Below are 13,106 nucleotides of genomic sequence, written 5' to 3'. Positions count from 1 at the left end.
GTAGGGGTGTCGCTGTGTGCGCCCGGTGTATTTTACTTGTGAGGTATGATTAATGTTAACGTATACAGATAAAGACATAAGAAATCATGTGGAAGAAATTTTTGATAGGGTAGAGGCAATTATCCCCATTGGTCATCACGATATCAATAGAAACCTTGTTTATAAGGTGACGACAGCAGAAAAAGACTACGTGATTAAGTACTACTTTAAAAAAGATAAGTGCTGTAATGAAGTTAGAACCATAAAGCTACTCACTCAAGCAGGCATTAAGTGTCCTGGCCTAATAAAATCAGATGTGACCAAAGACCATATTGAGTATTCAATAATTGAGTTTGTAGAAGGGGTGCCCTTGATTGATGTTCAATCCAAAATGACTGAAAAAAACCTAAATGAGGTCTACTTTAAAATGGGACAAACCCTGGCAGAAATACACAGCATCAAAGACTTTGACCACTTTAAAACCTGGGAAGTCAATGAAGAAAGCCAGCCCTGGGTACATAGTTTTAAGGCATCGATAGAACACGACCTAGATCGTTTTTTTATAAAGTACGACCCGGAGGAGCACGACGCCTTTCCACTTATCAAAAGAGCTTACACAGAGGTAAAAAACAACCTAGATGCCTTTGATGTGGTTGAAAAAGCGGTACTGTGCCATCACGATTTTAGTCCCAGAAATATAATGGTGAGCCCTTTTGGTGACGACTACCAAATGACCTATGTCTTTGACTTTGAACACAGTAAACCATCAGCCGATATCTTGGACATAATCGACACTGGGCTCATGATAGAAGAGCAGCTCCCCCAAGTAACCGATGCCTTCTACAAGGGTTATAGAAGCGTTAGAAACTTTAGTGAGGACCACTTTAGCAGTTTAAAACGACTGGTCAGCTTTTATATCGCCATTGTCATATGCTCCTGGTCCAGGGAGAGTGCTCCGGACTTTTATGACTTTGGTATTTCACTGATTGAAGAAAACCTGGAAGAGTAAGTGAAAACCGACGTAGCGGCAGATGCCCTTAAGGCTTGTTATGGGGCTAAAGAGAGACTGAATAGTGATTGTAATTTCCAATCAAAAAAAACTCATGATGTTTTGTCATCATGAGTTTTTCTATAGAAAGCATAAACTACTTTTTCAAGGTAGCTTCAAACCAGTCACGAGTTGCTTGGTCAGTAGTGATGGATAGTTGCTTTAAAAGGTCATCGGTGTCTGCGATTTTTTGCTCGTGAAGTTGACTTAAAAAGCGATAAAATGCTTCAACACCAATTTTGAGGCGTAGGTTGTGTAGTTTTAAAGCCCCCTTGGTATAAAGAACATCAAAGGCTTGTTCATGATTGCGATCAATGCCCCAAATAGCGGGTAGGTCTTTTGTGATATCGACATAGAGGTCTATGAGCTGATCAAATCGCTCTTTACCGATAAAGGCTTCAACAGCAAGTAGACACGAATACTCTGCAAATGATTCGTTTAACCAGTCTTGCCATGAGATAGTAGAGGCTTTACTCCACCATTTGTGGGCAATCTCATGTGAAAGGTATTTGAAAGCGTAGATATCAGGTGCATACTTTGGATGATTATCCTCTGAAATGGCATCAATATCTGGAAGGATGACTAGACCTGGTCTGTTATAGCCGCCACCACTTGTTCCATTACCTCTTGGAACTACTACAATGCTCTCATGTTGAGAGTCGATACTTCCAAACTTACTTTTGAAAAAGTCCAGAACGTGCTGGGTTTGATTGCTGAGTAACTCTGTGCTTTTTTTGTTTTTTTCATCTAGGTAGTAGACATCAATCGTCGTATTACCAGAAGTAACCGAATAACTCTGTTGGTCAAACCTATCGGAAGCCATGAAGGTTTGAGTGGGGAAGGGGCTTGTTATTCTAGCTTTCCATACACCATCTTCGTAGGTATCAAAAGGAGATACCAACTGATAGCTTTTATCTGTAAATTTCAACTGTGTGCTAAAAAGTGAAGCTGAATAGTCGTCCTTTAAGGGGAACCATGGTGTATAAAGACATAATTCAACCCATCCCTTTTCAATGCAGTTAATCTTGAATTCGCTGACTTGACCTATAGTACTCGTATACTTGAGTTTAAGATAGGCGTCGTCAAGCTTGAAAGCCGGATCATCAAATGCAACTTTTAGCCTGCTACCTTCAGCGATAAAGGGGATACGGAACGGTGGCTCTATTTAGCAAGTATATGCACAGCTATCGGCGGAAAAGCAAAGTATCTTCATGAAACAAGCTTGGAAGGGTTTGATGTACCTGCCGGTATTGTGCTTTCTGTTGAGTATTTTAAGCACTGGAATGACTTGATTGATGCAGCGCCCTTATGGGATGTGTTGTCAACAAGACCGACTAAAGCATTGTGCGAGAAACTGAAGACTATGGCCTATGGGTTTGAGTTTAACGATGAGCAGATTGGAACATTAGACAGTGCGCTTATGGAAATGCCGGAGAATGCGATTTTTTCTGTCAGATCCTCTTCGCCCGAGGAGGATTCCGACGATATCAGTTATGCCGGGATGTATGAAACTGTTTTAGGTGTAAAAAGGGTCGATCTGACTAAAAGTATCAAGAAAGTTTTTGCTTCAATGTTGGACTATCGCGTTGTTGAATATAAGCGATTAAATGGAATATCAATAAAAAGACCGAGAATCGCGATCATCATTCAGGTGCAGATTGATTCTGAAATCAGTGGTATAGCTTTTTCTATTAATCCACAAAACAATTCCTATGATGAAATCGTGATTAATGCAAGCTTTGGCCTCGGGGAGACAATAGTATCCGGAAGAGTTACACCTGACATATACATCATTGATAAAGGTAAAAATAGTATCGCTGAAAAGGCCGTTAATGATAAATCACGTATGCTCCGCTTAGACAAAGATGGAGGAACAAGGGAAGTTGAGAGTACAAAAAAGAATGTGCAAGCACTGACCGATGAGCAAATATTCATGGTAGCTGAACTTGCAGTTAACTGTGAAAAGTTTTATGGAAAACCAATGGATATAGAATGGGCAATTAGTGGGGAAAAGTTGTATTTGCTGCAGGCACGACCAATAACGGGTTATTTTAAGCTTTTCAATGAAATGCTCACAGAACCGGGAGAGAAGAAGTACCTGTATTTAGATTTGATTGTTCTTACACAAGGGTTTTCCACCTCGCTGTCTGTACTTGGTCTGGACATATGGAAACAGTTGATGGAACGCTCAATGTCATTCACCGATGGCGAAGGTGGTATCCTGGTCAATCTCCATGGCAGACAGTATTTGAACGTATCCAATATGGTTAAGGCACTAGGCATCAAGAGCACAATGGGAACGATGGGTAATTATGATCTGCCAACAAGAAGAATTGTCGAAAGCATTGATTTTAAAGATGAGTACTTACCTGAAATTAGAACAAAAAAAATGAAAAAAATGCTTACTGATAGCTTGAAAACAATGTTGAGAGCCTTCCCGATGATACTGTATGGTTTGATTACTCAAGAGGGAGTACTGAAAAAATATAAAGAAAAATCAGATGAAATTTTTGAATACTGCAAGCTGCATTTGAACGAGGAGAAAACATTTGACGCACTCGTTGATGAAGGAATGAGCGCTTATGGGGAAATGGTCAAGTATGCCTATGCCATCATGATCTCTGTCATTTTTTTACCTAAGAAAATCGATAAACTATTTAGAGGCATGGAGGTAGATGATTCAACTATTTTGCTAAACATGGATTTACCCGGCAATCCAACTGGCGAAATGGGTAAGTCAATGATCAAACTTGCTTCGTATGATGGTATTCAAAGGACAAAAACTAAAGACGAGTTCCTTAAATTGTTTAATGCGAATAACTATTCTAAAGGATTTTATGATGACTTCGAGAATTATGTGAGGAAATTTGGATGCAGGTGTTATAAGGAAATTGATATTGCCGCATCACGATACTATGAGCGACCAGAGGTCTTATTCGAACAGCTGAAACAAATTGATATTGGAGACAATGCGGTAGTATCAGTAAAGGATAGACGGTTGGAAGCGTATCAAAAGTTGTTGTTGATCGCGCAAGAGAACGGATTTGAAAAAAAGTTCATAAAATACGAGAAAAAATATCATGAGGTTATGGGTTATCGTGAACTACCCAAATATATTTATGTTGTTATAACAGACATGTTTCGCAAACGTGCATTGGTTTTGGAAGAGCGATTTAAAAAAGAGGGAAGGTTAAAGGAAAATGAGCGTATTTTTGATTTAACGATAAGTCAACTTTCCAAGGCCGAGAGGGATAGAGAGTTGGACCTACAAGCGCTCATTGAAAAGAACATGGAAACTAGAAAAGAAGTAAATGACTTAGAAGCTTGGCCATCGGTAGTCGATAGCCGAGGGAAGATATTCAGGTATGTTCGAAAAAGTGAAGAAGGCGAGCTGATAGGTGATCCAATTTCTCCAGGGGTAGTGAGAGGTGTAGCGAATGTACTGCTGGATCCATATGAAAAATCCATTCACAAAGGTGAGATACTTGTCACCAGATCAACTGAACCGTCTTGGACACCTGTTTTTATCAATGCATCAGCGATTGTTTTAGAAATCGGAGGTCCGCTTCAACATGGAGCAATCATAGCAAGGGAATATGGAATTCCATGTGTGAGTGGGATAAACGATGCTGTGGAAACTATTAAGAACGGTGATCTAATTGAGGTAGATGGCACTCGAGGAAGTGTGAAAATCATAGGAAAACAGGAGAAGGCCTAAACAGAGGGAATACCCACACTGAGGAAGAGAAGTGTTGGAGAACGGATTTAAGCTTTGAGCTTGTTAGGTGGGAGGGTAGACATAAAGCCTACCCGTACAGGAGATAAAGCCTAGCGGGTTATGGTGAAAAATACCAAACGGCAGGGCGCATTTGAATTAAACGTACTGGCTGAACGGCCTTTGAAAAAACCGATGTGTCAAAGGCTGTCATGCTTATAAGTTAGCAAGGGGGGATCGTGAGTGTCGGAGATGAAGTATATTTTTGGACCGGTTCCTTCAAGGCGCTTGGGGCGTTCGCTGGGCGTCAGCCCTATTCCCCACAAGACGTGCAATTATTCCTGTGTTTACTGCCAGCTAGGTAGGACCAGCCTGCTTACAAATACGAGAACCGAGTTCTATCCTGTAGATGAGATATTGAATGAACTGAAAAGTGTGGTAAGTGGGAAAGTCGAGTTCGACGTGGTCACCATAGTTGGTGAGGGTGAACCGACACTCTATTCGGATCTTGGAGCGCTGATTGGCGGGATTAAAGGGATAACGGATAAGCCGGTTGCGGTGATTACAAACGGTGCGCTTTTGGCGGATAAGTCCGTAGCCAGGGAGCTGCTTGAAGCGGATATCGTAATGCCCTCGCTTGACGCATCGAATGAGCAGCAGTTTAAACAAATCAACCGTCCTCACGGGCGGATAAAATATGAAAATATGCTCAAGGGGCTGATTGAGTTTTCCAAGCTTTACAAGGGCGAGCTCTGGCTTGAGATCATGCTGATCAAGGGCATGAACGACGACTTGGAATCGCTAAATGCCTTTTCCGTTATATTAAAAAATGTGACTTACAAAAGAGTTTATCTCAATTCGCCGGTTCGTCCGCCTGCAGAAAAGGACGTGTTCGAAAGTGAAAAGGAACAAATGGCGAAAGCTGTGGAACTACTTGGTGGAACCCCGATAAATATGTTATGCTCGGGTAGCTTTCATAGTGGAATATCAGACGACTTTGAAGCGCTGGTCAGCATCATCAAGAGGCATCCGATGAATCAGTTTGAGATCATGGGTTTTTTACAGTCTAGGAAATGTGCTGAACCGGAAAAATTCATTGAAAGGCTCAACACCACTGAATATGTAGTGGCGGTCAATTATAAAGGCTACTCGACTTATAGGATGAGGAATCGATATGGAAGCGAATAATGGTGAGGAAAAGGGTTACATACACATCTATACGGGCAACGGCAAAGGAAGAACAACCGCTGCTTTCAGTCTGTTTAGCTCGAGCGACTTGATTGCAGTCCTCGAAAACCGGGCAAAACATGTCGAGGTCATCATGACGGGCAGATATGCGCCTGAAGAACTTTTGGACTATGCGGACCTTGTCACGGAGATGAAAGAAATCAAATACTACTATCAGCAGGGGGTCCTTTCTAGAAAGGGTATCGACTGCTAGTGTTTTGCAAATGCATAGGAAGTCGTCGACTGCTCCTAAGGTATTCTTTATTGAAGGGTCAACGGGGGAGTTGGACATATGATAGGCAATAGAAGCATCCCTTCAGAGCGCAAACTCATGGATGAAATCCATCATAATAAAAAAGTGGCTTTATGATAACAATATTGTTAAACATAAAGCCACTATTTCTATGCTTTAGACGGATAATTCCCTATCTAAATAATATTTCGCACCTGCTATTACAATCGCTCCACCAATGAAGTTTCCTACGGTAACAACGCCAAAACTAGTTAAAATACCTGTTACCGTGATATTAGCCCCATTTATGAGTGCCATCATCAGGTAAAACATGTTTGCAACAATATGCTCAGTTCCGCTTAGTACAAATACTGCAATAGGGAACCAAATTGCCATAAGCTTGCCTGGGACTGTTTTGGCACTGTAAGCCATCATCACGCCAGCGCAAACGATGATATTACATAAGATCGCACTAATGAACATTTGTCCAATAGGCATTGTAGTTTTAGCCACCGCACTACCAGAAACTATATCGATCATATGTTCACTGAATATGCCTGCGCCAGTTGATAAGTAAGCCATAATAACGGCACCAACAAAGTTTGCACATAAAACCGTGATCAGCATTTTCATAAAACTGTCTAGTTTAATCTTTTTTTTGTAAACACTTAAAATGGCCATACAATTACTTGTAAATAACTCACTTCCTAACAATAAAATTGCCATGATACCCGTTGGGAATATTAAAGCTCCCAAGAACTTACCAATACCTGGGTCTACAGTGTAAGCAACCAATTTAAAATACCCTATGGCACCCATCGCGATAAACATTCCGGCTAAAACACCTTGAATAATAAGTGCCGTCACCTTTTTTTCTGTCTTACTCTCTCCTGCATCAACAATATAGTCGATAATTTCACTAAACGGTTTCATAGCTTCTCCTAACATAATCAATGAATTTTAATAACAATAACCAACGGCTATGATAACATATCTGTAGGCCGTATTCAATGAATATACGCTAAAGTGAGGACCTAGGACTTGTTTTGCATATATAGACAACTCATCTGTTATACTAGTTATATGTGAAGGGTAGTTGGCCATTACAAGTAATTGGAAGGGCGGAAAAAATCTGCTTGTGAATAAAGAAGAGTTGAAGTAGTGAATAGGTCACGTAGGCTCTGTTTTGTTGTATAATAAGAGTCTATTGAGAAAAATACACGTAAACTATAAATCAGAAATATTGAAGGAGGAAAAAGATGAGATTGATTTCATGGAATATCGATTCTTTGAATGCCGCTTTGACAAGCGATTCAAATAGAGCGGTATTAACAAGAAAAGTAATTGATACGATTATGGAGAAGGATGCGGATGTAATAGCCCTACAAGAAACTAAGTTGCCTTCAAAGGGACTAAGTAAGAAACATGTGGAGCATATGGCTGAGTATTTCAAGGGATACTCCTATGTACTTCGAACGTCTCAGGAACCGGCTAGAAAAGGCTATGCTGGTACAATGTTCTTATATAAAGACAAGTACTCTCCGCAAGTTTCGTACCCTGAGATTGAGGCTCCGGATACCATGGATTGTGAAGGTAGAATCATTACGTTGGATTTTGGTGATTTTTATCTGACTCAGGTCTATACTCCAAATGCAGGAGATGGTCTGAGAAGATTAGAAGAAAGACAGGTTTGGGATGAAAAATATGCCGAGTACCTTGAGGGTCTAGACAAGGAAAAGCCGGTTTTGGCGACGGGAGACTATAACGTTGCCCATAAAGAGATTGACCTAGCGAATCCACAAAACAATCTGCGCTCACCAGGTTTTACAGTTGAAGAGCGTGAAGGCTTCACCAATCTATTGGGCAAAGGCTTTACAGATACCTTCAGACATCTTCATGGTGATGTGACAGGGATGTATACATGGTGGGGTCAAAGGGTAAAGACAAGCAAAATTAACAATTCAGGCTGGAGGATCGATTATTGGTTGGTTAGTGACAGGCTTGCCGACAAAGTTGTAAAATCAGAGATGATTGACTCCGGTGAAAGGCAAGACCATACGCCAATTCTACTAGACATCGATTTGCATTTAAATCAATAGATTCTACGTGTAAGAGAAGATGATAAAACGTACCGGCTACATTCAAAGGAGCATATGCCTCTGTGGATGTAGACGGTACGTTTTTTATGGTCGCCAAAACTCGTAGTGACCATGAGTATATGCTCAATAGATCAACCCACACTATGTTTGATATTCTCCCCTGAACGACTCTTCTGTTCATGTTCATCCATCATTCTTCTCAATCGTGTAAGCTGCCTTTCGATGGCGCTTATTTTACTTCGTTCTGCAAGTTTTGGTCCTATTCCGCCGTATTCAAGCGTCACATACTCAAGATTATGACAGTGGTTGAATAGCCACTTTGTGATGAGATAATCCTCTTCTTTCATTTCCTCGTGCCCATCTCGGGTGCCGTGATTATCCTTTATCACGCCATTCAAATGAAGTTCGACCACACGGTGTAGCGGAAAAGTGGTCAGGTAGGCTTCAAGAGGAAGTTGGTAATGGTCTGCTGTCACTCTTGCGTGACCGATATCCAAAATCATGTTGATGTCGCATGATTCACATAGCTCGTGAAAAAGGCTTGGTTTGCCGGTAAGTTTAAGATTGCCTCGGCTTTCGTAGTAGGTCGAATAGGGGTAGTTCTCGATGACCAGGGGCACGTTCAACTTTTGCTTGAAGGTGTGTATGACGGATTTCATGCGCTGAATCGCTTCCTCGTCGGTAGGTTCATGGTCAAAGTCCTCTTCTTCTAAAAAGCAGTGAAGTCCTGTGATGGGTGAGGCGCAGTCTTTAATGAAACGGTTTATTCTGTCGAAGTCGACCGCTTCTACATCAGGCATGGTCGTTCTTTCTGAATGGTCCAGATAATGTACCATCAGCGGTTTATAAGCGGATGCCCTTTCAAGATAGGGTTCGAATAGTTCGCCCATGCATAGTTTCATATAATCAATCGAAACTTTCTTTTCGTTTAAAAGCTCAAATAATTCTTCAGATAGATTGCAGCCTAATTTCATAGCCATCCTCCATGTTTGTGTGTACACAATGTCCAGTACTATCATTGTACCTGATTTAAATTCGCGGATGCCCTTTTTAAGATAAGCTTAATATTGGGAGTTTAAACCATGGACCTTGCTCATATCTTTCCGATCACATTAAACAAGGTGATGTACACGGCGATGCCGAAGTTGATGTACACGGCAAAGGTTAGTCCGAAGGCCATGTATTTGCCTATGTTGTCTTTGATTGCCCGCTGCTTGACGATCAGCTGTGAAACCAAGTAGGCGACAAGTGCAAGGATGGTGATGACGCCAAAGAGCACGGCGTTGCTGCTGAACAGTTCAGGAAATACTTCTGCTAAAGAATGGTCGGGGTTAGCCTTTGTTATCAGTGCGTAAGCAACGGCTGAGAGATGGGCAAGCATAGTCGCAAGCCTGATCAGCGCCGGGGACCGCTTAAGTGCGCTTAGACCAAACAGCACCGCAAAGGCGCAAAGCAGTCCGGATCCCGCTAAAAAACTGCCGTAGAGCAGCGAACCGATAAAGACGATGAGCACAGACGAGACCATGCGCTTTAAGGAGACGTCGGTATCTTCAATAGAATCCTTGATGATCTTCGGATGATTGCTGGACACCATGATGTTGGTTGCCACGGTATTGTAGTCAAGCCACAGCATATAGTCGTAGTCTTCCATTTTAAACCGAAGCACCGATTTGTTCAGGCGCTTGTCATTGGACAGATGGCGCATGGTTGTAAGACCGCTTTCTGTGAGGGTCGCCTCGACAGTGTTCCAGCCGAACTCAGTACGGGTTGAGAAGGTCAGAACAACATAACCGCTTCCTATCTCTTCGATAAGCACGGGCTCGTTGCTGTAGGTCTGCCTGCTGTAATGGTTGGACGCCATGTCTGCAGAGTCCAACTGCTTTAGCAATACGCCAAGGTAACTGATGCCGTTTCGATCATCTGCAAGGTTATATGAAATGACTATGGTATTATCCTTCTTTTTTAGTTGTGAAAAATGACCGACATCCTGTAAAGCCAGCCCCTCTGCAAGCGTATGAACGGCATCAGAATTACCGGACAAGGGCATCACCATGAGTTCTGAGGCCTGATCTGTCGTATAGGCGATATAAAGCGTATTGTCAATCACGGTGGAGAGCATATCGTTAAAGCCAGGAGTCGACTGGTGATAGATGATCCTGCCTTCATAAAAGACATAGGCATCGTCCTTGGAGTAGGTACTTAGCGTGACACCATCTGTATGCTTGTAGTTGAATGGTCCATTGTGATGGGCGATAGCTTCAAATAGTTCGGAGGTAGGGTCATAGCGATAAACGTACAAACCAGTATTTTTGACAGCGTAGTAGTAGAGGTCCTTGTCTATTTTTGTGACATAGAGGGCGTTGATATCTTTGGCAAACCCTTTATGGGTGCTTTGTGTCAGCCCGCCTGCGTCAGTGCCGAACTCTTTTACGATAAGGTCGTCTTGAACGCTGTAGGTGATACGAAAGGTATCAGCACTGGTTTGAACGCCTGTGTAGTGGTACGTCTTGAAGTTGCTAAGTTCTTCAACGAGTAGTTTTCCCTTGCTCCAATCATCAGCCGGCAATGCAGTCAACATGCTGTAAAGCACCCAGGTGAAAATTGCTGTGGTGATTAACAGCGGCACAGCAAACGCTAGTTTCCATGATAGGTGTTTCATCCTTGACCTCCTCAAGTACTTTTATAGAAATCACGGCAGTACTTATAATATAAGTATACTACACGAGAATAAGTCTGAAAAAAATAACGCAACAAAGGATCAATTTTCTTGATGTACATATCCAATACTTGGGTATCAGACTGGTAGACGATTATTGGAGGCACCTATGCTCAGCAAACTCAAAACGAAGTTATCCTATCAGTTATCACTAAATATCGTTGTAACTATCACATTCATGATACTGGTTATGGGTGTTTCGGTTATGTTTTACATGAATGCTGCAATTGAGAATGAACTTTCGAATAGGATCGCTGCAGAAAATGAGTTTGCCATTTACATGGTGGAATCTTTCTTTAAGAACGCTTCGACTAAAGTCAATCAATTGGGCCTTGATAAAGACATACAACTCTATTTGAAGGAAGTTAAAGCCCATGATGATATCACAACACATCCGTTATACAATGAAGTGTTGGATACGCTAAAAATCATACAGTTTAGTGATACAAATGTTTCGTCTTCATGGGTTGCCAACGAAAGCGCCAGTTTTTATATTGATAGCGCGAACATTATTTCCGGCGAAGATTACATAATAACCGAACGTCCGTGGTACAGGCATGCGATCGATCACAAGGGCATTAGTTATACTGAGCCCTATCGAGACTGGGGAACAGACAAGATGGTGATTACTGCAATACAAGCGCTCCATGACGAGGATGATCGAATCTACGGTTTTGCCGGTGTAGACTTTATGTTGGAAGTCTTACCGGACATCATGAACAAAATCGATGTAGGATCGAATGGAAATGTATTTCTTCTCGATCGAGAAGGGGCTTATCTTTATCACAAGGATGCAAGTAAGATTCTAGCAGGTAGAATGATGGACGATTATCCAGAGCTGTCACCGTTTTTGTCTTCAGAGAGCAAATCAGAAAAGGAGATTCGAACGGTCAACATAAGCGGCAGATCCTATTTTATTTCTTATCATTCAGTAGGACTGACTAACTGGTCGATAATAACCATCATAGAAAAGAATGAGGTATTACAGAACTTATATCTATTTGTCACCTATCTAATGTCAATCATGATTTTTTTAACCGCGGTTCTAGTGTTGTTGATCGTCAGAATCATTCAGAGAAAGATGAAACCCATATCGGCACTGACTGCCTACGGATTGGAGATCGCTGGTGGTAATCTTGAAGAAACACCACCCTATGAATATGCGAGCAGAACGGACGAAATGGGAGACCTTGCGAGATCGTTTGTGACAATCACAGAAGTGTTCAAGCAAAAGAATGTTCAACTTGAAGAACTGGTAACTTCGCAGTATGAAGAAATTCAGCAGCAATACCACTATATACTTGAAAAGGAAAAGATGTCTTCTCTGGGGTCGCTCGTTGCGGGTGTCTCACATGAAATCAACACTCCCCTTGGAGTGGGTGTGACAGCCTCGTCGTATCTTTCGGAGTTGATAGATGAGCTTGAAGCTACATTTAAGGAAGGTAAGTTGACAAAAGGAGACTTGACCCAGTCAATTGAGAGTCTCAAAGAAGCGTCAAGGGTTGTATCGGTGAACCTCGACCATACTTCCGAACTGGTTCAGCAGTTCAAATCGATCGCCATCAATCAAAATGATGAGAAGCTGGCAACCTTGTATCTATGTAGCGAGATCAGCAGCGTGATTTCAAGTCTGAAATCCACTCACAGAGATAAGCATATCGTAATTGACAACACATGCAGCGATGCGATAGTGATGACCAGTTATACAGGTGCGGTCATTCGAGTATTTACAAATCTGATCATGAATTCGATGCTTCACGGATTTGATGCGGGCGATGAGGGGTTGATCCGTATCCGTGCGATGCAAGATGGCGAACTTGTTCGGATTACGTATCAGGATAATGGAAAAGGACTTGAAGAACATGTACTCGAACACATTTTCGAGCCCTTCTTCACGACGAATAGAAACAAGGGTAACAGCGGACTTGGCATGTATATCGCTCATAACCTTGTAACACAAACCCTTAGTGGCACCATCTCTTGTGAAAGCGAACCTAATGAAGGTATTCTCTTTACCATCGTGCTACCAATGCATTTAAAACTAGAGGATGACCTATAGCATTTGAAAATCCGCTTTTCTTGACAGAAAG

At 41.9% G+C, this 13,106-nt stretch carries 10 protein-coding genes; 6 read left to right on the top strand and 4 right to left on the bottom strand.

What is annotated here, in order from left to right; all coding sequences use genetic code 11:
- Window positions 1–52 precede the first annotated feature (52 nt).
- Entirely contained in the window at window positions 53–988 is a 936-nt protein-coding gene (locus tag DWB64_RS06665; RefSeq protein ID WP_129487434.1) for an aminoglycoside phosphotransferase family protein, read from the top strand.
- A 136-nt stretch (window positions 989–1,124) separates the two neighbouring features.
- On the opposite strand, the gene DWB64_RS06660 is transcribed toward DWB64_RS06665, so the two are convergent.
- Window positions 1,125–1,955: a M1 family aminopeptidase gene (locus DWB64_RS06660; RefSeq protein WP_129487433.1), complete on the bottom strand. Its 831-nt coding sequence runs from the start codon at window positions 1,953–1,955 to the stop codon at window positions 1,125–1,127.
- Window positions 1,956–2,201: 246 nt separating this feature from the next.
- Here DWB64_RS06660 and DWB64_RS06655 point away from each other — a divergent pair, with 246 nt between their 5' ends.
- The 3 genes from DWB64_RS06655 to DWB64_RS06645 all read left to right on the top strand — a co-directional run bounded on the left by DWB64_RS06655 (window position 2,202) and on the right by DWB64_RS06645 (window position 6,183).
- On the top strand, window positions 2,202–4,745 hold the full coding sequence (locus DWB64_RS06655) for a PEP/pyruvate-binding domain-containing protein (protein WP_348983829.1): 2,544 nt from the start codon (window positions 2,202–2,204) through the stop codon (window positions 4,743–4,745).
- Between the two features lie 249 nt (window positions 4,746–4,994).
- A complete protein-coding gene (locus DWB64_RS06650) occupies window positions 4,995–5,930 on the top strand; it encodes a radical SAM protein (protein WP_207713443.1) in 936 nt (311 codons plus the stop codon).
- Entirely contained in the window at window positions 5,917–6,183 is a 267-nt protein-coding gene (locus tag DWB64_RS06645; protein ID WP_129487430.1) for a cob(I)yrinic acid a,c-diamide adenosyltransferase, read from the top strand. Before DWB64_RS06650 ends, DWB64_RS06645 begins: the two co-directional genes overlap by 14 nt.
- A 195-nt stretch (window positions 6,184–6,378) precedes the next feature.
- On the opposite strand, the gene DWB64_RS06640 is transcribed toward DWB64_RS06645, so the two are convergent.
- Window positions 6,379–7,134 (bottom strand): formate/nitrite transporter family protein, encoded by a 756-nt coding sequence (locus DWB64_RS06640; protein WP_164980280.1) that lies wholly within the window; start codon window positions 7,132–7,134, stop codon window positions 6,379–6,381.
- 326 nt (window positions 7,135–7,460) lie between these two features.
- On the opposite strand from DWB64_RS06640, the gene DWB64_RS06635 reads away from it, so the two are divergent.
- The gene (locus tag DWB64_RS06635) at window positions 7,461–8,300 is read left to right on the top strand and encodes an exodeoxyribonuclease III (RefSeq protein ID WP_129487428.1); all 840 of its coding nucleotides are present in this window, start codon (window positions 7,461–7,463) and stop codon (window positions 8,298–8,300) included.
- A 131-nt stretch (window positions 8,301–8,431) separates the two neighbouring features.
- Here DWB64_RS06635 and DWB64_RS06630 read toward each other — a convergent pair whose 3' ends face one another.
- Window positions 8,432–9,274 (bottom strand): DUF692 family multinuclear iron-containing protein, encoded by an 843-nt coding sequence (locus DWB64_RS06630; RefSeq protein ID WP_164980279.1) that lies wholly within the window; start codon window positions 9,272–9,274, stop codon window positions 8,432–8,434.
- A 119-nt stretch (window positions 9,275–9,393) separates the two neighbouring features.
- Window positions 9,394–10,959: a hypothetical protein gene (locus DWB64_RS06625; RefSeq protein ID WP_129487426.1), complete on the bottom strand. Its 1,566-nt coding sequence runs from the start codon at window positions 10,957–10,959 to the stop codon at window positions 9,394–9,396.
- 166 nt (window positions 10,960–11,125) lie between these two features.
- On the opposite strand from DWB64_RS06625, the gene DWB64_RS06620 reads away from it, so the two are divergent.
- Window positions 11,126–13,075, top strand: a complete 1,950-nt coding sequence (locus tag DWB64_RS06620) for a sensor histidine kinase (RefSeq protein WP_129487425.1) — start codon at window positions 11,126–11,128, stop codon at window positions 13,073–13,075.
- The last annotated feature ends 31 nt before the right edge of the window (window positions 13,076–13,106 follow it).

It is taken from the genome of Fusibacter sp. A1, assembly GCF_004125825.1.
Taxonomy (GTDB): Bacteria; Bacillota; Clostridia; order Peptostreptococcales; family Acidaminobacteraceae; genus QQWI01.
This window is presented reverse-complemented; position numbering and strand designations above follow the sequence as displayed.